The sequence below is a fragment of the Dickeya zeae NCPPB 2538 genome, assembly GCF_000406165.1.
Lineage (GTDB): Bacteria > Pseudomonadota > Gammaproteobacteria > Enterobacterales > Enterobacteriaceae > Dickeya > Dickeya zeae.
On the sequence record NZ_CM001977.1, the window covers coordinates 1,261,461 to 1,283,367 of the forward strand.

At 53.2% G+C, this 21,907-nt stretch carries 20 protein-coding genes; 19 read left to right on the forward strand and 1 reads right to left on the reverse strand.

Going from position 1 to position 21,907, the window contains the following annotated elements; all coding sequences use genetic code 11:
* Positions 1-77 precede the first annotated feature (77 nt).
* The 7 genes from DZE2538_RS05670 (at position 78) to pxpA (ending at position 6,174) form a co-directional block, all read left to right on the forward strand.
* Entirely contained in the window at positions 78-284 is a 207-nt protein-coding gene (locus tag DZE2538_RS05670; RefSeq protein ID WP_012883896.1) for a YbfA family protein, read from the forward strand.
* 168 nt (positions 285-452) lie between these two features.
* Entirely contained in the window at positions 453-1,412 is a 960-nt protein-coding gene (locus DZE2538_RS05675; protein WP_019845422.1) for a YbgA family protein, read from the forward strand.
* 186 nt (positions 1,413-1,598) lie between these two features.
* A complete protein-coding gene (gene phrB / locus DZE2538_RS05680) occupies positions 1,599-3,044 on the forward strand; it encodes a deoxyribodipyrimidine photo-lyase (RefSeq protein WP_038915802.1) in 1,446 nt (481 codons plus the stop codon).
* Between the two features lie 14 nt (positions 3,045-3,058).
* The gene (locus DZE2538_RS05685; RefSeq protein WP_038915803.1) at positions 3,059-3,802 is read left to right on the forward strand and encodes a type 2 GTP cyclohydrolase I; all 744 of its coding nucleotides are present in this window, start codon (positions 3,059-3,061) and stop codon (positions 3,800-3,802) included.
* A gap of 62 nt (positions 3,803-3,864) precedes the next feature.
* Positions 3,865-4,524 (forward strand): 5-oxoprolinase subunit PxpB, encoded by a 660-nt coding sequence (gene pxpB, locus DZE2538_RS05690; protein ID WP_038915804.1) that lies wholly within the window; start codon positions 3,865-3,867, stop codon positions 4,522-4,524.
* Positions 4,518-5,447 carry a 5-oxoprolinase subunit PxpC gene (gene pxpC, locus DZE2538_RS05695; RefSeq protein ID WP_019845425.1) on the forward strand — a complete coding sequence of 310 codons (930 nt, stop codon included), beginning with the start codon at positions 4,518-4,520 and terminating at the stop codon, positions 5,445-5,447. The genes pxpB and pxpC overlap by 7 nt, the downstream gene beginning before the upstream one ends.
* Positions 5,437-6,174 carry a 5-oxoprolinase subunit PxpA gene (gene pxpA, locus DZE2538_RS05700; RefSeq protein ID WP_038915805.1) on the forward strand — a complete coding sequence of 246 codons (738 nt, stop codon included), beginning with the start codon at positions 5,437-5,439 and terminating at the stop codon, positions 6,172-6,174. Before pxpC ends, pxpA begins: the two co-directional genes overlap by 11 nt.
* Positions 6,175-6,278: 104 nt before the next feature.
* Here the strand turns inward: pxpA and DZE2538_RS05705 are convergent, their stop codons facing one another.
* Positions 6,279-7,565, reverse strand: coding sequence for a citrate synthase (locus DZE2538_RS05705; RefSeq protein ID WP_019845427.1), 1,287 nt, complete (start codon positions 7,563-7,565; stop codon positions 6,279-6,281).
* A 679-nt stretch (positions 7,566-8,244) separates the two neighbouring features.
* On the opposite strand from DZE2538_RS05705, the gene sdhC reads away from it, so the two are divergent.
* From sdhC to ybgE, 12 genes are all read left to right on the forward strand, one after another.
* Positions 8,245-8,634 carry a succinate dehydrogenase cytochrome b556 subunit gene (gene sdhC, locus DZE2538_RS05710; protein ID WP_023639242.1) on the forward strand — a complete coding sequence of 130 codons (390 nt, stop codon included), beginning with the start codon at positions 8,245-8,247 and terminating at the stop codon, positions 8,632-8,634.
* Positions 8,628-8,975 carry a succinate dehydrogenase membrane anchor subunit gene (sdhD, locus tag DZE2538_RS05715; RefSeq protein ID WP_019845429.1) on the forward strand — a complete coding sequence of 116 codons (348 nt, stop codon included), beginning with the start codon at positions 8,628-8,630 and terminating at the stop codon, positions 8,973-8,975. The genes sdhC and sdhD overlap by 7 nt, the downstream gene beginning before the upstream one ends.
* On the forward strand, positions 8,975-10,741 hold the full coding sequence (gene sdhA / locus DZE2538_RS05720) for a succinate dehydrogenase flavoprotein subunit (protein ID WP_038915806.1): 1,767 nt from the start codon (positions 8,975-8,977) through the stop codon (positions 10,739-10,741). Before sdhD ends, sdhA begins: the two co-directional genes overlap by 1 nt.
* Before the next feature lie 18 nt (positions 10,742-10,759).
* A complete protein-coding gene (locus DZE2538_RS05725; protein ID WP_019845431.1) occupies positions 10,760-11,476 on the forward strand; it encodes a succinate dehydrogenase iron-sulfur subunit in 717 nt (238 codons plus the stop codon).
* A gap of 240 nt (positions 11,477-11,716) precedes the next feature.
* A complete protein-coding gene (sucA, locus tag DZE2538_RS05730) occupies positions 11,717-14,524 on the forward strand; it encodes a 2-oxoglutarate dehydrogenase E1 component (protein WP_038915808.1) in 2,808 nt (935 codons plus the stop codon).
* Between the two features lie 17 nt (positions 14,525-14,541).
* Complete coding sequence (gene odhB, locus DZE2538_RS05735) at positions 14,542-15,762, forward strand: 2-oxoglutarate dehydrogenase complex dihydrolipoyllysine-residue succinyltransferase (RefSeq protein ID WP_019845433.1); 1,221 nt, start codon at positions 14,542-14,544, stop codon at positions 15,760-15,762.
* 138 nt (positions 15,763-15,900) lie between these two features.
* Positions 15,901-17,067, forward strand: coding sequence for an ADP-forming succinate--CoA ligase subunit beta (gene sucC / locus DZE2538_RS05740; protein WP_019845434.1), 1,167 nt, complete (start codon positions 15,901-15,903; stop codon positions 17,065-17,067).
* Positions 17,067-17,939, forward strand: a complete 873-nt coding sequence (gene sucD, locus DZE2538_RS05745) for a succinate--CoA ligase subunit alpha (RefSeq protein ID WP_016941937.1) — start codon at positions 17,067-17,069, stop codon at positions 17,937-17,939. The genes sucC and sucD overlap by 1 nt, the downstream gene beginning before the upstream one ends.
* Before the next feature lie 698 nt (positions 17,940-18,637).
* Entirely contained in the window at positions 18,638-20,203 is a 1,566-nt protein-coding gene (gene cydA, locus DZE2538_RS05750; RefSeq protein WP_019845435.1) for a cytochrome ubiquinol oxidase subunit I, read from the forward strand.
* A 12-nt stretch (positions 20,204-20,215) separates the two neighbouring features.
* A complete protein-coding gene (gene cydB, locus DZE2538_RS05755) occupies positions 20,216-21,355 on the forward strand; it encodes a cytochrome d ubiquinol oxidase subunit II (RefSeq protein ID WP_038915809.1) in 1,140 nt (379 codons plus the stop codon).
* Between the two features lie 16 nt (positions 21,356-21,371).
* A complete protein-coding gene (gene cydX, locus DZE2538_RS20170; RefSeq protein ID WP_012883915.1) occupies positions 21,372-21,485 on the forward strand; it encodes a cytochrome bd-I oxidase subunit CydX in 114 nt (37 codons plus the stop codon).
* Entirely contained in the window at positions 21,485-21,775 is a 291-nt protein-coding gene (gene ybgE / locus DZE2538_RS05760; protein WP_012883916.1) for a cyd operon protein YbgE, read from the forward strand. Before cydX ends, ybgE begins: the two co-directional genes overlap by 1 nt.
* The last annotated feature ends 132 nt before the right edge of the window (positions 21,776-21,907 follow it).

Here is a 21,907-nt window from a genome sequence, read left to right on the forward strand (position 1 = left end):
AGTCATTTCTGGTGTTGTTATCTGGTCCGATGAGTGTAGAATTTAACCAGGTTAGGGTGTGGTAGGGAGGCGTGATTATGATGTCTTATGTTGTGTATCCTTGGTATCGGGTTGTGCTGCGCCGCATCGGCGTTGTGTTGGCAGGTACGCTGGCGCTGCCGGTTATGCTGTTCTGGCCTGGCCGTGCGCGTTTTTATAGCTATTTGCACCGTGTGTGGCTTAAGACCAGCGACAAGCCGGTGTGGCTGGAGCAGTCGGAACACGCCGCCGGGTATTTTTACTGATTGACCTGATGTAACGGGACGCTTCGGCGACCGTTGCGCCTTTCTGTCCATCCGCTTTTCCCCTCTGTCTCTTTTGCTAGTTTTCTGACCACTTCTCTGTGCAGCGCTTTCTCGCGCTCTGCTATGCTATGGCAATAGCACTCTCTTTTAATCAAGGGGATAGATACCATGACTGCCGATCTGATTTCCGTTGGTATTAGTGCGTGCCTGCTGGGCAATCCGGTACGTTTTGATGGTGGGCACAAGAGGCTGGCTTTTGCCGTTGAACAGTTAGCGCCTTATTTCCATTTTGAACCGACATGTCCGGAGATGGCGATAGGCTTGCCGGTACCGCGCCCGGCGTTGCGGCTGGTGAAGTCGGATGCAGGTGACATTCGGTTGCTAGCCAGCAATGGCTCCGGGCTGGATGCGACGGAAAAGATGGCCGCGTTTTCCGCTGCCAGAACAGCGGAACTGGCGCATCTGTGTGGTTATATTGTTTGCGCCAAATCCCCCAGTTGCGGCATGGAGCGGGTCAAGGTGTATGAACCTGCTCAGAATAACGCCCGTAAAAGCGGGGTGGGGTTGTTTACCCGCCAATTACAACACACGTTGCCCTGGCTGCCGGTGGAAGAAGATGGACGCCTGCACGATCCGATGCTGCGTGAGAATTTCATTACCCGGGTTTATGCGCTCCACGAATTCAATCAGTTATGGCAAAGCGGGTTGAGCCGTAGCGCACTCATGAGCTTCCACAGTCGTTATAAATTGTTGTTGCTGGCGCATTCGCAACCGGCGTACCGCGAACTGGGGCCGTTTGTCGCCGCAATCGACCAGTGGGATTCTCTGGATGCGTTCGCGGCACAGTACCGGTTGCGATTAATGACGCTATTGTCTCATCCCGCTTCTCGCCGTAATCACACCAACGTGTTAATGCACGTGCAGGGGTATTTTCGCCGTCAATTGACCGCCGGGCAGCGGCAGGAGTTAGCGCAGTTGATTGAGCGCTATCGTCAGGGCGTCCAACCCTTACTGGCACCGCTTACCTTGTTACGTCATTACATGACAGAATACCCGGATGCCTGGCTGTCGCAGCAGCGCTATTTTGATCCTTACCCGGAAGCACTGCGGTTACGCTATGGCCACTAAGTGCCTGTCCCATTAGGGCTATTTCTCTTGCCACGTGGGTATTGAGCAGCGCTCGAAATCCTCACGTACTCCGTGTACGCTCCGGTTTATTCGCTGTGCTAATAATCCCAACAGGGACAGGCCTTAAGTCAGGTCTTCGTTTTAATCAGGTCTTCGTTTTAAGTAGTACGACGTTAAGGATGGTTCATGACCACACATTTGGTTTGGTTTCGCCACGATTTACGCCTTACCGATAATCTGGCGTTACACGCCGCCTGCCAGGATCCCGACGCGTGGGTAGAAGCCGTGTTTATCGCCACGCCGCAACAGTGGGCCAGCCATGATATGGCACCCTGTCAGGCTGCATTTTTGCTGGGTAATTTACGCTGTCTGCAACAGGCACTACAGGAGAAAGGCATTCCGCTGCACTACCAGCAATGTGATGATTTTGCCACCGGTGTGCGCTGGCTGGCTGGTTTTTGCCGCGAGCGTCAGGTCACGCAGCTATTTTACAACCGTCAGTATGAATGGAATGAATGCCAGCGTGATGGGCAACTGACCCAGGCTTTAGCGGGGGTGACCGTGTGTCGGGAATTTGATGACAGCCTGTTATTGCCACCGGGTAGCGTGGTGACTGGGTCTGGCGAGATGTACAAGGTGTTTACGCCATTCCGCGCAGCCTTTATCAAACGCCTGCAACAGCAGGATGTCAGCTCGTTACCTGCGCCAGCTGCCCGCCAGCAGGGGGATGTTACGCTGGTGCCGCTGGCACCGTTCGACTATCCGCAAGCGGAGGTGCATGCCGATTTCCCGGTTGGTGAAGCGGCGGCTGTGCAGCGTCTGCGTCAGTTTTGCCGCGAGCAGGTGGCGTTCTACCATGAGTTGCGTGACCTGCCTGCGCGACCTGCCACCAGCAAGCTATCGCCCTATCTGGCGCTGGGGGTGCTGTCGCCACGCCAGTGTTTCAACCGGTTAAGAATGGAACACCCGGACTGGTTGGCCCGGCCGGAAAGCGGTGCGTTTACCTGGTTCAACGAGCTGGTATGGCGTGAGTTTTACCGCCACCTGTTGGTGTTTAGCCCATCGTTGTGTCGGCACCAGCCGTTTATTGGCTGGACGCGGCGCGTAGCCTGGCGCAACGCCCCGGATGAACTGGCCGCGTGGCAGCGCGGGGAAACGGGGTATCCCATTGTTGATGCGGCGATGCGTCAGTTAAACCAGACCGGCTGGATGCATAACCGGCTTCGCATGATCTGCGCCAGTTTTCTGGTGAAAGATCTCCTGATCGACTGGCGCGAAGGTGAGCGTTATTTCATGAGCCGCCTATTGGACGGCGATTTAGCAGCCAATAATGGCGGCTGGCAGTGGGCTGCCTCCACCGGTACCGACGCTGCGCCTTATTTCCGTATTTTCAATCCGACCACTCAGGGTGAGCGCTTCGACCCGGACGGTGAGTTCATTCGACATTGGATACCCGAACTGGCGCAGATTCCGGGTAAGGCGGTACATCAGCCTCATGACTGGGCTGCCCGCCAGCATCGGCGTATCGATTATCCGGCCCCAATTGTCGATCATAAACAGGCGCGCACGCGCACGCTGGCGGCATTCGAAGCTGCCAAACAGGAAGCGGCATCATCGCCACCACAGCATTAAGGAGCACAAGAGCTATGCGTAATACAGAACTGGAAAGCCTGATTAACGGTTTTCTGAATGTGGCTGCGTTTCAGGATTACGGCCCTAATGGATTACAGGTAGAAGGGCGCAGTGATGTGCAGCGTATCGTGACCGGTGTGACGGCATGTCAGGCTTTGCTGGATGCGGCAGTCGCGCAGCAAGCCGATGCGGTGCTGGTCCATCACGGCTATTTCTGGCGTAACGAACCGGCGGTGGTACGCGGCATGAAACGTCAGCGTCTGAAAACCTTGCTGGCGAATGATCTTAATTTGTATGGTTACCACCTGCCGTTGGATGCCCACCCGCAAATCGGTAATAACGCCCAACTGGCGGCGATGCTGGATATTCGCGTTCTGGGGGAGATTGAGCCGCTGTTGCCGTATGGCGAAGTCGCTCAGCCTTGTAGCGGTGACGCGTTGCGCCACACCCTGGAAAGGGTACTGGAGCGGCCGGTGTTGCACTGTGGTGACAATGCACCGGCACAGATCCGGCGTATTGCCTGGTGTACGGGGGGCGGGCAAGGTTTTATCGATCAGGCGGCGGACTTCGGCGTTGATGCGTTCATCACCGGTGAGGTGTCGGAAAAAACGATTCATACCGCTCGTGAAATGGGGCTACATTTCTACGCTGCCGGACATCATGCTACTGAGCGTGCTGGTATTCGTTCATTAGGTGAGTGGCTTACGGCACAACACGGTTTTGACGTGACATTTATCGATATCCCCAACCCGGCGTAGAACCGATCGGGTTTGGATGAGGCCGTCGCGAGATAGGGCAGATACATCAGTCGGGAGGTGGAATGCAACGTGCACGCTGTTATTTACTGGGTGAGAGAGCGGTGGTGCTGGAGCTGGAACCGCCGTTACGACTGGAAAGCCAGCAGCGGATCTGGGGGCTGGCAGAGCGTTTGACTGGGCATGATGAGGTCAGTGAAGTCATTCCCGGCATGAATAACCTGACGGTGGTGCTCAGACACCCCCGCGAACAGGCGCTGGATGCCATCGAACGGTTGCAACGTTGGTGGGAAGAGAGCGCATCCTTCGCGCAAGAGCAGGCCCGTGACGTTGATATTCCGGTGACGTATGGCGGTGATTACGGCTCGGACCTGAAAACGGTGGCTGAGCACTGCGGTATGACGCCAAAGCAGGTGGTGGAACGTCATGCTGCCGGGCGTTATGTGGTCTATTTTCTGGGTTTCCAGCCCGGTTTCCCTTATCTGGGCGGGTTGGATGAGGCGCTGTTTACTCCTCGTCGTGCCGAACCACGCGTGCAGGTGCCAGCCGGTTCAGTCGGGATTGGCGGCAATCAAACCGGTATCTATCCGCTCAGTACGCCGGGCGGCTGGCAACTGATTGGCCAGACATCGCTGGCGTTATTCCAGCCGACGCAGACACCGCCGGTGTTGTTAAGACCGGGCGATCGGGTGCGCTTTATACCCCAGCGGGAGGGAATATGCTGAAGATTATTCGCGCAGGGTTGCAAACCACCGTGCAGGATCTCGGGCGTCCAGGTTGGCGTCAACTGGGGATCAGTCAGTGTGGCGCGTTGGATAGTCCGGCGTTGAAACTCGCCAATCTGCTGGTGGGGAACGAAACGACTGCGGCCGCGCTGGAAATTACACTGGGGCAACTGGTCGTTACGTTTACCGCGCCATGCTGGATAGCGTTGACCGGTGCGGATTGCCACGCCTTATTGGACGGTAAAACGTTGTGGACCGGCTGGTGTTTTCCGGTACAAAAAGGCCAGACGCTACGCTTGCGCTCGCCGCGTAACGGTATGCGCAGCTATCTGGCGGTATCCGGAGGGATTGCCGTACCAGAGATACTAGGCTCCCGCAGTACTGACCTGAAAGCCGGGATTGGTGGGTTGGAAGGGCGACTGCTGGCGGAAGGCGATGTGCTCCCGTTAGGGAAACCAGCACGCTTGCCCGAACGTTCAGTGGGGGTGAAGCAACTGCTGTTCGGTAACCGGGTACGTGTGTTGCCAGGACCGGAATATCAGGAGTTTAGTGAAGCGGCGCGCGATAATTTCTGGCGTACCGGCTGGCACCTAAGTCCGCAAAGTAACCGCATGGGATATCGCCTGTTGGGGCCAGAGTTAGTGCGCGAAAAGCAGCGAGAAATGCTGTCGCACGGTCTGTTGCCGGGGGTGATTCAGGTGCCGCATAACGGCAAGCCTATTGTGTTGATGGCGGATGCGCAGACTACCGGCGGTTATCCGCGTATCGGTTGTGTGATTGACGCCGATCTTTACAACATGGCGCAGTTGCGTCTGGGAGAACCGGTGCACTTTATTCGCTGCTCGCTGGATGAAGCGCAGCGAGCATGGCAGGAGCAATCCCGCTATCTGGAGCAGATTGCCTGGAGGTTACATGGTCATTGATTTGAATGCCGATCTGGGAGAAGGCGGTCAACATGACGAGGCGTTGCTACAGCTGGTTTCCTCCGCCAATATCGCTTGTGGTTTTCATGCTGGCGATGCCAGTCTGATGCGCCAGTCGGTACGTTGGGCTATCCAGTATGGCGTAGCGATCGGGGCTCATCCGAGCTTTTTTGATCGCGAAAACTTTGGCCGGACGGCCATGAACGTACCACCGGACACGGTATATGCGCAGGTGCTGTATCAGATTGGTGCCCTGGCAGCGATCGTTAAGGCAGAAGGGGCACGCCTGTTTCATGTGAAGCCACATGGCATGCTCTACAATCAGGCGGCGCGCGATCCGGCGCTGGCAGAGGCGATTGCCCGTGCGGTTGCGGCGGTCGACTCGTCGTTGTGTCTGGTAGGGCTGGCGGGGAGTGAATTGATCCGTGCTGGTCAGCGCGCCGGGTTGAAGTGCCGTCAGGAGGTTTTCGCTGATCGTAGCTATCAGGCCGATGGTTCGCTGGTGCCGCGTGATCAGCCTTCTGCCGTGATCAGTAGCGACGAACTGGCGTTGGCTCAGACGCTGGAGATGGTGCAGCGTCAGCGGGTTCGGGCTCAGGATGGCAGTTGGGTCTCGGTACAGGCAGAAACGGTCTGCTTGCATGGCGACAACGAGCATGCGCTGGTTTTTGCCCGTCGGCTTAGGGAGAGTTTCACGCGATACGGCATACAGGTTACGGCCCGTTAGCAGAAAAGCGTGGATACGGCATGCTCTGAAGATAAAGAACAGAAAGAAAGTAAAAAGGTCGGGTAAATACCCGACCTTACTTATTTGACTAACTGTGATGATGCTTAGCGTTTGGTGACTGACGGCTCGAAGTCGCGTTCGGCGTGGCCGGTATACAGCTGACGTGGACGCGCGATCTTCAGCCCTTCGCCGTGCATTTCGCTCCAGTGAGCAATCCAGCCGACAGTACGAGCCATCGCGAAAATCACCGTGAACATCGTTGACGGAATACCCATGGCTTTCAGAATGATACCTGAGTAGAAGTCTACGTTCGGGTAGAGTTTACGCTCAATGAAGTACGGGTCGTTCAGCGCGATGTTTTCCAACTCCATCGCCACTTCCAGCAGGTCGTCTTTCGTACCCAGTTCTTTCAGAACTTCGTGACAGGTCTGACGCATTACGGTAGCACGCGGGTCGTAGTTCTTGTACACGCGATGACCAAAGCCCATCAGACGGAACGAATCGTTCTTGTCCTTGGCGCGTTTGATAAAGGCCGGAATGTGCTCCACAGAACTGATTTCTTCCAGCATACGCAGACAGGCTTCGTTGGCGCCGCCATGTGCCGGCCCCCAGAGTGAAGCAATACCAGCGGCGATACACGCGAACGGGTTAGCGCCGGAGGAACCAGCGGTACGCACGGTAGAGGTAGACGCGTTCTGCTCGTGGTCTGCATGCAGAATCAGGATGCGGTCCATGGCACGTTCCAACACTGGGTTGACAACGTACTCTTCGCACGGCGTTGAGAACATCATGTGCAGGAAATTACCCGCATAGGACAGATCGTTACGTGGGTACACGAACGGCTGGCCGATGGAATATTTGTAACACATGGCCGCGACGGTCGGCATTTTCGACAGCAGACGGTAAGCGGCGATTTCACGATGACGTTCGTTTCCGATATCTAACGAATCATGGTAGAACGCTGCCAGTGCGCCGGTTACGCCACACAACACCGCCATAGGGTGGGAGTCGCGACGGAAACCGTGGAACAGACGCGTGATCTGCTCGTGAATCATAGTGTGGCGGGTTACGGTCGTCTTGAAAGTGTCATACTGTTCTTGTGTCGGCGCTTCGCCAAACAGCAAGATATAACAGACTTCCAGATAGTTGGATTTTTCCGCCAGTTGCGCAATCGGGTAGCCGCGGTGTAGCAGTACGCCCACATCGCCGTCAATGTAAGTGATTTTGGATTCGCAGGATGCGGTGGAAGTGAAACCGGGGTCAAACGTAAAATAACCTTTAGAACCTAGGCTACGAATATCGATTTCATCGTTGCCAAGCGTACCAGACAGGACATTCAGCTCAATCGCTTCATTGCCGTCTATTGTAAGCGTTGCTTTTTTATCAGCCATTTACAGTCTCCTTAGCGCTTTAATCTTTAATTTTAAAAATTCGTCACTGCAGAAATACCGTCATGCCCGCACGCTGGACAAAGTAAACAGACCAGACGTCGCCCTGTAGTTGGAAACCAAACTGTCGTCGGAAACCAAATCGGGTACAGAGTTGACTATTATCGTCAGGCGTATCGTCAGGCGGTCACACAGTCAGGATGAACTCCCCTTCTCCCAGCTCGGGTTTTAGCCCTGTCCTGCTCTAATTGTAGCCAGTACTTATAATTTTTCCGGGGACTTTGTTTCCCACTGTTACATAACTTTGGCGAATGGGAAAGAGCTACCGATGAGCTTTAACAGGACAACAGGTTTCTTGGGCCCTAGTTGTAATTTAAATGTTGAAGATTTGTCAAATCAGATAATTAATTTTATATAAATTGTGAAAATCGTGATCTCAATCACTGTTCAGGGCAAATGTGCCCAAACAGTTTGTAGGGTAATTGTAATAAGAATGTGAAGTGCCTATACTGCCGCCAGGTCTCCGGAATACCCTGCAGTAGGAGCACCCAGTGTGATCGGTTTGTGCGGATGAAAATAAAGGATTGTATCCAGCCGTACATTGACAGAGACAAGCATCATCTCACCGTCCACACTGTCTGACCCCACAACAGGTCCGGAGGAAGAAAATAATAAAAGCTGTGTGGGCAAACTCGTGAAAAAACAAAGACCTGTCAATCTGGATCTGCAAACGATCCGGTTCCCCGTTACCGCGATAGCATCTATTCTTCACCGTGTCTCCGGCGTTATAACGTTTGTTGCTGTAGGTATCCTATTGTGGCTGTTGGGCCTGTCTCTCTCTTCGCAAGAAGGGTTTGCTCAGGCGGCGGCCATCATGGGCAGCTTCATCGTGAAATTCGTTGTCTGGGGCATTTTGACCGCACTGGCCTATCATATTGTAGGTGGTCTGCGGCATCTGTTGATGGATTTCGGCTATATCGAAGAGAACTTCGAAGCGGGATCACGTTCTGCAAAAACCTCTTTCATCATTACTGTCGTGCTTTCATTTTTGGCTGGAGTCCTCGTATGGTAAGCAATGCCTCCGCATTGGGGCGTAATGGCGTACACGATTGGTTATTACTTCGCGCTTCTGCCATCGTCATCGTGCTGTATGTCCTGTATATCGTTGGTTTTGTGGCCAGCGCCGGTAACATCACGTATGAAGTCTGGCGCGGTTTCTTCGCCATGCATCTCACCAAGGTGTTCACCCTGCTGACGCTGTTCGCCATTCTGGTCCATGCCTGGATCGGGATGTGGCAGGTGTTGACTGACTATATCAAACCGCTGGCTATCCGGCTGACGTTGCAGCTGGCTATCGTCGTCGCGTTGTTGGTGTACGTCATTTATGGAACTGTTGTGGTGTGGGGTGCGTGATGAATTTGCCAGTCAGAGAGTTTGATGCCGTTGTCGTCGGTGCAGGTGGCGCAGGTATGCGCGCTGCGCTGCAGATTTCCCAGATGGGCCTGTCCTGTGCCCTGTTATCAAAAGTGTTTCCGACCCGTTCTCATACCGTATCCGCCCAAGGCGGCATCACGGTAGCGTTGGGTAATACCCATGAAGATAACTGGGAATGGCACATGTATGACACCGTGAAAGGTTCCGACTATATCGGTGATCAGGACGCTATCGAATATATGTGTAAAACCGGTCCGGAAGCGATTCTGGAATTGGAACACATGGGTCTGCCGTTTTCCCGTCTTGATGACGGACGCATTTACCAGCGCCCGTTCGGTGGTCAATCTAAGAATTTTGGCGGCGAGCAGGCTGCCCGTACTGCAGCGGCGGCAGACCGTACCGGTCACGCGCTGTTGCATACGTTGTATCAACAGAACCTGAAAAACCACACCACGGTGTTTTCCGAGTGGTATGCGTTGGATCTGGTGAAAAACCAGGATGGCGCGGTGGTTGGATGTACGGCTATCTGTATTGAAACCGGCGAAGTCGTTTATTTCAAAGCGCGCGCTACCGTGCTGGCAACCGGTGGAGCCGGTCGTATTTATCAGTCTACGACCAATGCCCATATTAATACCGGCGACGGTGTCGGTATGGCGCTGCGTGCCGATGTCCCGGTGCAGGACATGGAAATGTGGCAGTTCCACCCGACCGGTATCGCCGGTGCGGGCGTACTGGTGACCGAAGGTTGCCGTGGTGAGGGTGGTTACCTGTTGAATAAACACGGTGAGCGCTTCATGGAACGCTATGCACCCAACGCTAAAGACCTGGCCGGACGTGACGTGGTAGCCCGTTCGATCATGATTGAAATTCGTGAAGGCCGTGGTTGTGATGGTCCGTGGGGACCACATGCCAAGCTGAAACTGGATCACCTGGGTAAAGAAGTACTGGAATCCCGTTTGCCGGGTATTCTGGAGTTGTCCCGTACGTTCGCACACGTTGATCCGGTGAAAGAACCGATTCCTGTTATTCCGACCTGCCACTACATGATGGGGGGGATTCCAACCAAGGTGACAGGTCAGGCACTGACAGTGAATGAGAAGGGTGAGGATGTCGTTATCCCTGGTCTGTTCGCTGTAGGTGAAATCGCTTGTGTATCAGTACATGGCGCTAACCGTCTGGGTGGTAACTCGTTGCTCGACCTGGTGGTGTTCGGGCGTTCTGCGGGGATGCACCTGCAGGAATCTCTGGCCGAACAGGGCGTGACGCGTGATGCCAGCGATTCTGACATCGAGGCCTCGCTGGACAGACTGAACCGTTGGAATAACACCCGTTCCGGTGAAGACCCGGTGGAAATTCGCAAAGCGTTGCAGTCCTGCATGCAGAACAATTTCTCGGTATTCCGTGAAGGTGATGCCATGGCGAAAGGGCTGGAAGAGCTGAAAGTGATCCGTGAACGGCTCAAAAACGCCCGTCTGGACGATACGTCCAGCGAGTTCAATACCCAGCGTATTGAATGTCTGGAACTGGATAACCTGATGGAAACGGCTTACGCCACGGCGGTATCGGCAAATTTCCGTACCGAAAGCCGTGGAGCTCACAGCCGGTTCGACTATCCTGATCGTGATGACGAGAATTGGTTGTGCCATTCGCTGTATCAACCGCAAACCGAAAGCATGACGCGCCGTGAGGTAAACATGCAGCCTAAACTGCGTCCGGCGTTCCCGCCGAAAGTGCGTACCTATTAATTTTGCGGAGAGAAAGCGATGAAAGTTGAATTTTCCATTTATCGTTATAACCCGGATGTCGATAGCGCTCCGCGCATGCAGGACTATACGCTGGAAGCGGAAGAAGGCCGTGACATGATGCTGCTCGATGCGCTGATCCGCCTCAAAGAGCAGGACCCGACACTGGCATTCCGTCGCTCCTGTCGTGAAGGGGTGTGTGGCTCCGACGGTCTGAACATGAATGGCAAGAATGGGTTGGCCTGCATCACGCCAGTGTCCACCCTACGCAATGGCAATAACAAAATTGTGATTCGTCCCCTGCCTGGACTGCCAGTCGTACGTGATTTGGTGGTAGACATGGGGCAGTTCTATGCTCAATATGAGAAAATTAAGCCTTACCTGTTGAATAATGGGAAGAATCCACCTGCTCGTGAGCATCTGCAATCACCTGAGCAGCGGGAAAAACTGGATGGGCTGTACGAGTGCATCATGTGCGCATGCTGTTCGACATCCTGCCCATCTTTCTGGTGGAACCCTGATAAGTTTGTCGGGCCTGCAGGTCTTCTGGCAGCCTACCGTTTCCTGACTGACAGTCGCGATACGGAAACCAAGGCGCGTCTGGATGATCTCAACGATGCTTTCAGCGTATTCCGCTGTCACAGCATCATGAATTGCGTCAGCGTTTGTCCGAAAGGACTGAACCCGACGCGCGCTATCGGCCACATCAAGTCGATGTTGCTGCAGCGTAGCGCCTGAGTTCTGGCTCTAGTAGCACACTGTTTCCCCCGTCGCGAGGCGGGGGAGCAGCAGGAAACCTTTAAAAACCGGCTTGTGCGCTTAAACCGTTTTTTAAAGGTTCCTTCAGGATAAGACTATCCGCATTGTGCGTAACTAAGCACAACAAGTGAACCGTTTTACGGCAACCCGTTTTATAACGGCAACATAGAACATGTTAACCACGGCGAAAACTGAAGCTAATTAGCTTAAGGGATCACAATGCAGAACGGCGCAATGAAGGCCTGGCTGGATTCCTCCTATCTGGCGGGCGCGAACCAGTCCTACATAGAGCAGCTCTATGAAGATTTTTTAACCGACCCAGATTCTATTGATCACAGCTGGCGTTCGATTTTTCAACAACTTCCTACCACTGGGGTTAAACCGGATCAACTTCACTCCAAAACCCGCGACTATTTTCGCCGTCTGGCGAAAGATGCTTCGCGTTATACTTCTTCCATTACTGATCCCGACAGTGATGCCAAGCAAGTCAAAGTGTTACAGCTGATTAACGCTTTCCGTTTCCGTGGGCATCAGCATGCCAACCTCGATCCGCTGGGTCTGTGGAAACAAGAGCGCGTAGCCGATTTGGATCTGGCTTACCACAACCTGACCGATGACGATCTGAAAGAGAGCTTTAACGTTGGCTCATTCGCCATTGGTAAAGAAACCATGCCGCTTGGCGAACTGTATAGCGCACTGAAGCAGACTTACTGCGGTTCGATCGGTGCGGAATACATGCACATCACCAACACCGACGAAAAACGTTGGATTCAGCAGCGTATCGAGTCGGTGGTGGGGCAACCCAGCTTTAGCGTTGAAGAAAGAAAACGCTTCCTGAAAGAACTGACCGCCGCTGAAGGGCTGGAACGTTACCTGGGTGCCAAGTTCCCCGGCGCCAAGCGCTTCTCGCTAGAAGGTGGCGATGCGCTGATTCCGATGCTGAAGGAAATAATCCGTCACGCGGGCAAAAATGGTACGCGTGAAGTGGTGATGGGGATGGCCCACCGTGGTCGTCTCAACGTACTGGTGAATGTGATGGGGAAAAAACCCCAGGATCTGTTCGACGAGTTCTCCGGTAAGCACAAAGATCATCTCGGCACGGGGGACGTGAAGTACCATCAGGGCTTCTCCTCCGATATGGAAACTGAGGGCGGTAAGGTCCACCTGGCGTTGGCGTTTAACCCATCGCATCTGGAAATTGTCAGCCCGGTAGTCATAGGGTCGGTACGTGCCCGTATCGATCGTCTGGATAACCCCAGTAGTTCACTGGTGTTGCCGATTACTATTCACGGCGATGCCGCGATCGCAGGGCAAGGGGTAGTGCAAGAAACCCTGAACATGTCCAAAGCACGCGGTTACGAAGTTGGCGGTACGATCCGTATTGTTATCAACAATCAGATCGGCTTTACCACCTCCAACCCTCTCGATGCCCGTTCTACCGAATACTGTACCGATATCGGCAAGATGGTGCAGGCACCTATCTTCCACGTTAATGCTGACGACCCGGAAGCGGTAGCCTTTGTTACCCGTCTGGCGCTGGATTTCCGTAATACCTTCCAGCGTGATGTCTTTATCGATCTGGTGTGCTACCGCCGCCACGGCCATAACGAAGCCGATGAGCCGAGCGCTACCCAGCCGGTGATGTACCAGAAAATCAAAAAACACCCAACGCCGCGTAAAATCTACGCTGACCGTCTGGAGCAGCAGCAGATAACAACGCTTGCCGACGCTACCGAGCTGGTCAATCTTTACCGCGATGCGCTGGATGCCGGTGAATGTGTGGTAGACGAGTGGCGTCCGATGGACATGCACTCTTTCACCTGGATGTCTTATCTCAACCATGAGTGGGACGAGCCGTATCCGCATAAAGTTGAAACCAAGCGCTTGCAGGAACTGGCACGCCGTATCAGCGAGGTGCCAGAAGCGCTGGAAATGCAGCCGCGTGTCGCCAAGATTTATAACGACCGTGCTGAAATGGCGGCGGGCGAAAAACTGTTTGACTGGGGTGGTGCGGAAACACTGGCCTACGCCACACTGGTAGACGAAGGCATTCCGGTACGTTTGTCTGGCGAAGATGCCGGTCGCGGTACCTTCTTCCATCGCCATGCTGTGGTTCACAACCAGAAGGGTGGTTCTACCTATACACCGCTGGCGTATGTTCATAATGCTCAGGGCGTTTTCAATGTCTGGGATTCGGTGCTGTCTGAAGAGGCCGTGCTGGCATTTGAGTACGGTTACGCTACGGCTGAGCCACGTACGCTGACTATCTGGGAAGCGCAATTTGGTGATTTCGCCAACGGCGCTCAGGTGGTGATTGACCAATTCATCAGCTCCGGCGAGCAGAAATGGGGTCGTATGTGTGGTCTGGTCATGCTGTTGCCGCATGGTTATGAAGGTCAGGGTCCAGAGCACTCCTCCGCACGTCTGGAGCGTTACTTGCAATTGTGCGCTGAGCAAAATATGCAGGTCTGCGTTCCCTCCACACCGGCTCAGGTCTACCACATGCTGCGTCGTCAGGCGTTGCGTGGTATGCGCCGTCCGCTGATTGTGATGTCGCCGAAATCGTTGCTGCGTCATCCGCTGGCGACGTCTACGTTGGATGAACTGGCTAATGGGCAGTTCCAGCCTGCAATAGGGGAAATTGACAGTCTGGATCCAAAAGCAGTGAAGCGCGTCGTGATGTGTTCCGGCAAGGTCTACTATGATTTACTGGAACAGCGTCGCAAGAATGAACAGAACGATGTGGCGATAGTGCGTATCGAACAGTTGTATCCGTTCCCGCATCAGTCGGTGCAGGCCGCGTTGGAACCGTTCGCTCACGTGCATGATTTTGTCTGGTGCCAGGAAGAGCCGCTGAACCAGGGCGCATGGTATTGCAGCCAGCATCACTTCCGTGAGGTGATTCCTTTTGGTGCCTCGTTGCGGTATGCCGGTCGCCCGGCCTCTGCTTCACCCGCCGTTGGCTATATGTCCGTACACCAGAAACAACAACAAGCTCTGGTTAATGACGCGCTGAACGTTAATTAAATGAATAAGGATAGATAATGAGTAGCGTAGATATTCTTGTCCCTGATCTGCCGGAATCTGTAGCTGACGCGACTGTCGCTACCTGGCACAAGAAACCGGGCGATAGCGTCCAGCGTGATGAAGTGCTGGTTGAAATTGAAACCGACAAAGTGGTGCTGGAAGTACCGGCTATCGAAGCGGGTGTACTGGAAGTGGTGCTGGAAGCTGAAGGCGCTACCGTGATATCTCGCCAGGTTCTGGGACGTTTGCGCCCGGGAGATAACTCCGGGAAAGAAACCAGCGAAAAAGCGCAGAGCAAAGAATCTACTCCGGCACAGCGTCACACCGCTGGATTGGAAGATGAAAATAATGATGCGTTGAGCCCGGCGATTCGTCGTTTGATCGCTGAACATGATTTGGACGCCTCCGCTATTAAAGGCAGTGGCGTCGGCGGGCGTATCACTCGCGAAGATGTGGAAAAACACCTGGCTGGTCAGAAACCAGCCAGCAAAGCGGCTGAAGCACCGGCGGCGGCACAACCTGTTGCCGCTCTGGGGGGCCGCAGCGAGAAACGTGTTCCGATGACCCGTCTGCGCAAGCGTGTTGCTGAGCGTTTGCTGGAAGCGAAAAACAGTACCGCCATGTTGACCACGTTCAACGAAGTCAACATGCAACCGATTATGGATCTGCGTAAGCAGTATGGCGAAGCGTTTGAAAAACGTCATGGTGTGCGTCTGGGCTTTATGTCCTTCTACATCAAAGCGGTCGTGGAAGCACTGAAGCGCTATCCGGAAGTAAATGCGTCTATTGATGGCGAAGATGTGGTCTACCATAACTATTTCGACGTCAGCATTGCGGTATCCACTCCACGCGGTCTGGTAACGCCGGTGCTGAAAGATGTCGACTTGCTGGGCATGGCCGAGATCGAGAAGAAAATCAAAGAACTGGCGGTGAAAGGCCGCGACGGTAAATTGACCGTTGAAGAGCTGACGGGTGGTAACTTCACTATTACCAACGGTGGCGTGTTCGGTTCTCTGATGTCGACCCCGATTATCAACCCGCCGCAGAGCGCGATTCTGGGCATGCATGCTATCAAAGATCGCCCAATGGCAGTGAATGGCCAGGTTGTCATCCTGCCGATGATGTATCTGGCGTTGTCCTACGATCATCGCCTGATCGATGGCCGCGAATCAGTTGGTTTCCTGGTTACTGTTAAAGAAATGCTGGAAGACCCGGCTCGCTTGTTGCTGGATGTCTAACCCGTTGTAGTAAAAGGCGGCTGGCCTGCGTCCTGCCGCCTTTATTATGTGCTATGCAGGCCGTTGCCTCTGTGCGGCGGCGTTATCCACGACAGAGAGTCTCTGGACTTATCTTCAAACTTAAATGGATAGAACATCATGAACTTACATGAGTATCAGGCAAAACAGCTCTTTGCTCGGTATGGTTTACCGGCACCCACCGGTTACGCCTGCACAACACCGCGTGAAGCGGAAGAAGCCGCATCCAAGATTGGTGCTGGCCCGTGGGTTGTTAAGTGTCAGGTGCATGCTGGTGGCCGTGGTAAGGCTGGCGGCGTGAAACTGGTGAACAGCAAAGAAGAGATTCGCGCCTTTGCTGAAAACTGGTTGGGTAAACGTCTGGTTACCTACCAAACGGACGCTAACGGTCAGCCGGTTCATCAGATTCTGGTGGAAGGTGCGACGGATATTGATAAAGAGCTTTATCTGGGTGCCGTAGTCGATCGTGGTACTCGCCGTGTGGTATTCATGGCTTCCACCGAAGGTGGTGTTGAAATTGAAAAAGTGGCCGAAGAAACGCCACATCTGATTCATAAAGTCGCTCTGGATCCCTTGACCGGGCCTCAACCGTATCAGGGCCGCGAACTGGCGTTCAAGCTGGGGTTAAGCGGTAAGCAGGTTGCGCAGTTCACCAAAATCTTCATGGGGTTGGCGACACTGTTCCTGGAACGTGACCTGGCACTGGTTGAAATCAATCCGCTGGTTATCACTAAACAAGGCGATCTGGTGTGTCTGGACGGCAAGCTGGGTGCCGACGGTAATGCCCTGTTCCGCCAGCCGGAACTGCGCGAAATGCGTGACCACTCCCAGGAAGATGCCCGTGAAGCACATGCTGCTCAGTGGGAACTGAACTATGTCGCACTGGATGGCAACATCGGTTGTATGGTGAATGGTGCTGGTCTGGCGATGGGTACCATGGACATCGTGAAGTTGCACGGTGGTTCACCGGCTAACTTCCTCGATGTGGGTGGTGGCGCGACCAAAGAACGTGTAACCGAAGCATTCAAAATCATCCTGTCTGATGACAAGGTGAAAGCGGTGTTTGTCAATATTTTCGGTGGTATCGTTCGTTGTGACCTGATTGCCGACGGTATTATCGGTGCGGTAGCGGAAGTGGGCGTGAACGTTCCGGTCGTTGTGCGTCTGGAAGGCAACAATGCTGAATTGGGTGCGCAGAAACTGGCGGATAGTGGTTTGAACATCATTGCTGCGACCAGCCTGACGGATGCGGCTCAGCAAGTGGTTGCAGCAGTGGAGGGTAAATAATGTCCATTCTGATCGATAAAAACACCAAAGTCATCTGTCAGGGTTTTACCGGCAGTCAGGGTTCATTCCATTCTGAGCAGGCGATTGCCTACGGTACGCAGATGGTGGGTGGTGTAACGCCAGGTAAAGGTGGTACTGAACATCTGGGGCTGCCCGTATTTAATACGGTACGTGAAGCGGTAGAAGCCACGGGTGCGACGGCGTCTGTTATCTATGTACCTGCTCCGTTCTGTAAAGATTCCATTCTGGAAGCCATTGATGCAGGTATCCAACTGATCATCTGTATCACCGAAGGTATCCCGACGCTGGATATGCTGACGGTGAAAGTGAAGCTGGAGCAAAGTGGTGTGCGTATGATTGGCCCGAACTGCCCAGGTGTGATCACCCCGGGTGCTTGTAAGATTGGTATCATGCCGGGTCACATTCATTTGCCGGGTAAAGTCGGTATTGTCTCCCGTTCAGGTACGCTGACTTATGAAGCAGTGAAACAGACTACTGATGCTGGTCTGGGCCAGTCGACCTGTGTGGGTATCGGTGGCGACCCGATTCCAGGTTCCAACTTTATCGACATTCTCAAGCTGTTCGAACAGGATCCGCAGACCGAAGCTATCGTGATGATCGGTGAAATTGGTGGTACTGCTGAAGAAGAAGCAGCGGCCTACATTAAAGAACACGTCACCAAACCCGTAGTGGGATACATTGCTGGTGTTACCGCGCCGAAAGGCAAGCGTATGGGCCATGCTGGAGCGATTATCGCTGGCGGTAAAGGTACGGCAGATGACAAATTTGCTGCGCTTGAAGCGGCAGGCGTGAAGACAGTACGCAGCCTGGCTGACATTGGTGATGCGGTAAAAGCAGTGCTGTCACGTTAAGCGGAATGCACTGTACTGAATATAGTGTGTCATACCTTCCAGGTTCGACATGTTTGGCCACCTCAGGTGGCCTTTTTTATATTTGAACCTTGTCGCAAAAATGTAGCTCCATGGAAATATATTTAATCAATCTGGCAACAATAAAATAACACCAAGCGTATAAATTAAAAATTTCCATATTTTAGATCAACTAGTGCTATTTTTATTTAAAACAAAAATACATTATTAACGGCACGCTTCAGAAACCAGACGATTACATCAGATTAACATTTAATGAGGTGTAAAATAAAAGATGATATTTATTAACATCTGGGGTGATAATTGTTTTAGATCAAAAATCTAAACTGGATATCTGTTCGGAAATAAGATTAAATTGCGGTGGGTCAATTATGCCCTTGAGGGCCCGTAACGTGGCGATTGGCGTAAAATCAAAAAACTCAATCCGCATCACGTAAAAACCTATTTATTGTAAGGTTGTAGAGGCGTAATATAACTATACTCATATCTGAGTATAGTATTCGTAATTCTGTAATTTTTTCTTCGGCTTACTTTTCAAATGCGTCGTGATGACGTGGTGGCGCATATTGAGGCCTGTGCTAAAGCAATTGTTGTGTTCTTTAGGTTACTAACTGCCGGGTATTTAGTGGCTTGTCTGTACAGCGAGCTAAAGACCCTCCTGCGAGGAGCAAGGAGTTAAGATGTTTGATGTAGTCGAACTGTCACGTTTACAGTTTGCCTTGACCGCGATGTATCATTTCCTGTTCGTGCCTTTAACGCTGGGGATGGCGTTTTTGCTGGCGATCATGGAAACCGTGTATGTCTTGTCTGGCAAACAAATCTACAAAGATATGACCAAGTTCTGGGGCAAGTTGTTTGCGATTAACTTTGCCCTTGGTGTGTCTACCGGTCTGACCATGGAATTCCAGTTCGGTACTAACTGGTCGTATTACTCTCACTATGTCGGCGATATCTTCGGTGCACCTCTGGCAATCGAAGGATTGATGGCGTTCTTCCTGGAGTCTACCTTTGTTGGGCTGTTCTTCTTTGGCTGGGATCGACTGGGCAAAGTGCAGCACATGGCGGTAACCTGGCTGGTGGCGTTGGGGTCTAACTTGTCTGCATTGTGGATTCTGGTGGCCAACGGCTGGATGCAGAACCCGGTTGCTTCGGATTTCAACTTCGAAACCATGCGCATGGAGATGGTGAGCTTTGCTGATCTGGTATTGAACCCGGTTGCACAGGTGAAATTCGTTCACACCGTCGCGGCAGGGTATTGTACCGGTGCGATGTTCATTTTGGGTATCAGCTCCTACTACCTGTTGAAAGGACGTGATGTGGCTTTTGCCAAACGTTCTTTTGCGATTGCAGCAAGCTTTGGTATGGCGGCTGTACTGTCTGTTATCGTGCTGGGCGACGAGTCTGGTTACGAGATGGGCGACGTACAGAAAACCAAGCTGGCGGCTATCGAAGCAGAATGGGAAACCCAACCAGCACCTGCTGCGTTTACCTTGTTCGGTGTTCCGAACCAGGAAACGATGGAGAACAAGTATGCAATTCAGATCCCTTACATGCTGGGTCTGATCGCTACCCGTTCTACCGACAAGACGGTGACTGGTCTGAAAGAACTGATGGAGCAGCATGAAGTTCGTATCCGCAACGGTATGAAGGCCTACCATCTGTTGCAGCAACTGCGCTCCGGTAACACCGACCCGGCTGTACGCACTGAGTTCCTGAAAAACAAACAGGATCTTGGTTATGGCCTGTTGTTGAAACGCTATACCCCGAATGTGGCGGATGCCAGCGACGCACAGATTAAGCAGGCGGTTAAAGATTCTATTCCGCGTGTAGCGCCGTTGTACTTCTCCTTCCGCATTATGGTGGCGTGTGGCGTGCTGATGCTGTTGATTATCGGCCTGTCTTTCTGGACGGTGCTGCGCAACAAGATTGGTCAGAAACGCTGGCTGCATCGCGTCGCGCTGTATGGCATCCCGCTGCCGTGGATTGCCGTTGAAGCCGGTTGGTTTGTTGCAGAATACGGTCGCCAGCCGTGGGCGATTGGTGAAGTGTTGCCGACCGCTGTCGCCAACTCCTCGCTAACCGCGGGAGACATCCTGTTCTCCATGGGACTGATTTGCGGTCTGTATACGCTGTTCCTGGTGGCTGAAACGTACCTGATGTTCAAGTATGCGCGTCTGGGTCCAAGCAGTCTGAAAACAGGTGCTTATCACTTCGAACAGCCGATCGCGGCTCAGGAAGTACGGTAACAGGAGTCCACTATGTTTGATTATGAAGTCTTGCGTTTTGTCTGGTGGCTGCTGATTGGTGTGCTGCTGATCGGTTTTGCTGTCACCGATGGTTTTGACATGGGCGTCGGTGTGCTGGTACGCCTGATGGGGCGTAATGATGTAGAGCGCCGCGTGATGATTAATAGCATCGCGCCGCACTGGGACGGTAACCAGGTATGGTTGATCACGGCTGGTGGTGCGCTGTTCGCTGCCTGGCCGATGGTGTACGCCGCTGCGTTCTCCGGTTTCTACATCGCGATGATTCTGGTTCTGGCATCGTTGTATTTCCGTCCGGTCGGCTTTGACTACCGTTCGAAAATCGAAGATCCACGCTGGCGCAATATGTGGGATTGGGGCATCTTCATCGGTAGTTTCGTCCCGCCGGTAGTTATCGGTGTTGCATTCGGTAACCTGCTGCAGGGTGTTCCGTTCCATGTGGATGAGTATCTGCGCTTGTACTACACCGGTAACTTCTTCCAGTTGCTCAATCCGTTCGGGTTATTGGCAGGTATTGTCAGCCTGAGCATGATTGTGGCGCAGGGGGCGACTTACCTGGTGATGCGTACTTCCGGCGACCTGCTGTTCCGTGCCAAGAAAGTCGCTCAGTTCTCTTCGTTGGCGCTGACGGTGACGTTTGCTCTGGCGGGTGTCTGGGTTGTTTATGGCATTGATGGTTATGTACTAACGTCGGTCATTAATACGGCTGGCGAGTCTAACCCGCTGCATAAAGAAGTAGCTCGTCAGGCTGGTGCCTGGTTGGTCAACTACAATAGCCACCCTGTGCTGTGGGCTATTCCGCTGCTCGGTGTGGTGTTGCCTCTGGTGACTGCGCTCATGGCGCGGGCAGGCAAGGGAGCGATGGCATTTTTGTTCTCCTCCCTGAGTATCGCCTGCGTGATCCTGACTGCTGGGATTGCCATGTTCCCGTTCATCATGCCGTCAGTGACCGTACCTAATGTCAGTCTGACCATGTGGGATGCAACCTCCAGCCTGCTGACGCTTCGAGTGATGACTGTGGTGGCGATTATCTTCGTCCCGATCGTGCTGTCCTACACCATTTGGTGTTACTACAAGATGTTCGGACGCATCACTAAAGAGCATATCGAGCAGAATTCTCATTCGTTGTACTAAGTAAGGAGCCTGATTTATGTGGTATTTTGCCTGGATATTGGGAACGCTTCTTGCTTGTTCGCTGGGCGTGATTACTGCTCTGGCACTGGAGCAGAGCGAAGCAACCAAGACGAATAAAGATAAACTGTAATGATGGTTATTGATCGTCTTTACCGCTGTATGGATAAGGGCCCGTTACGGGCCCTTTCCCTGATCATGGCGTTATTACTGGCTGGATGTGTTTTCTGGGAGCCTGCGCGTTTTGCCGCTCGCACCAGCTCACTGGCTGTCTGGCAGGGAATCGTGTTGATTTGGGCGGTGTGTACGGGGGTCGTGCATGGTGTAGGGTTTCGTCCGCAGAGAATGCGCTGGCGAGCCTTCTTTTCCCCCCTTCCAGCCTTTGTGATCCTGGCCGCAGGATTGTATTACTACTTCCTGTAGGATAGCTTTTCATTCCTTTTGGTTATGGGTTGTCCGCAACCCATAATTATTTACCTTCCTGTACATAGAACCCATTCCCAACTTTATCCCTCTTGCGTATAGTAGCGGGGTTTATCGCATTACCGGGATGTA

Excerpts from the sequence above, each read along its gene's own strand:
- DZE2538_RS05670 (WP_012883896.1), top strand. The coding sequence starts at position 78 with ATGATGTCTTATGTTGTGTATCCTTGGTATCGGGTTGTGCTGCGCCGC.
- DZE2538_RS05675 (WP_019845422.1), top strand. The coding sequence starts at position 453 with ATGACTGCCGATCTGATTTCCGTTGGTATTAGTGCGTGCCTGCTGGGC.
- phrB (WP_038915802.1), top strand. The coding sequence starts at position 1,599 with ATGACCACACATTTGGTTTGGTTTCGCCACGATTTACGCCTTACCGAT.
- DZE2538_RS05685 (WP_038915803.1), top strand. The coding sequence starts at position 3,059 with ATGCGTAATACAGAACTGGAAAGCCTGATTAACGGTTTTCTGAATGTG.
- pxpB (WP_038915804.1), top strand. The coding sequence starts at position 3,865 with ATGCAACGTGCACGCTGTTATTTACTGGGTGAGAGAGCGGTGGTGCTG.
- pxpC (WP_019845425.1), top strand. The coding sequence starts at position 4,518 with ATGCTGAAGATTATTCGCGCAGGGTTGCAAACCACCGTGCAGGATCTC.
- pxpA (WP_038915805.1), top strand. The coding sequence starts at position 5,437 with ATGGTCATTGATTTGAATGCCGATCTGGGAGAAGGCGGTCAACATGAC.
- DZE2538_RS05705 (WP_019845427.1), bottom strand. The coding sequence starts at position 7,565 with ATGGCTGATAAAAAAGCAACGCTTACAATAGACGGCAATGAAGCGATT.
- sdhD (WP_019845429.1), top strand. The coding sequence starts at position 8,628 with ATGGTAAGCAATGCCTCCGCATTGGGGCGTAATGGCGTACACGATTGG.
- sdhA (WP_038915806.1), top strand. The coding sequence starts at position 8,975 with ATGAATTTGCCAGTCAGAGAGTTTGATGCCGTTGTCGTCGGTGCAGGT.
- DZE2538_RS05725 (WP_019845431.1), top strand. The coding sequence starts at position 10,760 with ATGAAAGTTGAATTTTCCATTTATCGTTATAACCCGGATGTCGATAGC.
- sucA (WP_038915808.1), top strand. The coding sequence starts at position 11,717 with ATGCAGAACGGCGCAATGAAGGCCTGGCTGGATTCCTCCTATCTGGCG.
- odhB (WP_019845433.1), top strand. The coding sequence starts at position 14,542 with ATGAGTAGCGTAGATATTCTTGTCCCTGATCTGCCGGAATCTGTAGCT.
- sucC (WP_019845434.1), top strand. The coding sequence starts at position 15,901 with ATGAACTTACATGAGTATCAGGCAAAACAGCTCTTTGCTCGGTATGGT.
- sucD (WP_016941937.1), top strand. The coding sequence starts at position 17,067 with ATGTCCATTCTGATCGATAAAAACACCAAAGTCATCTGTCAGGGTTTT.
- cydA (WP_019845435.1), top strand. The coding sequence starts at position 18,638 with ATGTTTGATGTAGTCGAACTGTCACGTTTACAGTTTGCCTTGACCGCG.
- cydB (WP_038915809.1), top strand. The coding sequence starts at position 20,216 with ATGTTTGATTATGAAGTCTTGCGTTTTGTCTGGTGGCTGCTGATTGGT.
- cydX (WP_012883915.1), top strand. The coding sequence starts at position 21,372 with ATGTGGTATTTTGCCTGGATATTGGGAACGCTTCTTGCTTGTTCGCTG.
- ybgE (WP_012883916.1), top strand. The coding sequence starts at position 21,485 with ATGATGGTTATTGATCGTCTTTACCGCTGTATGGATAAGGGCCCGTTA.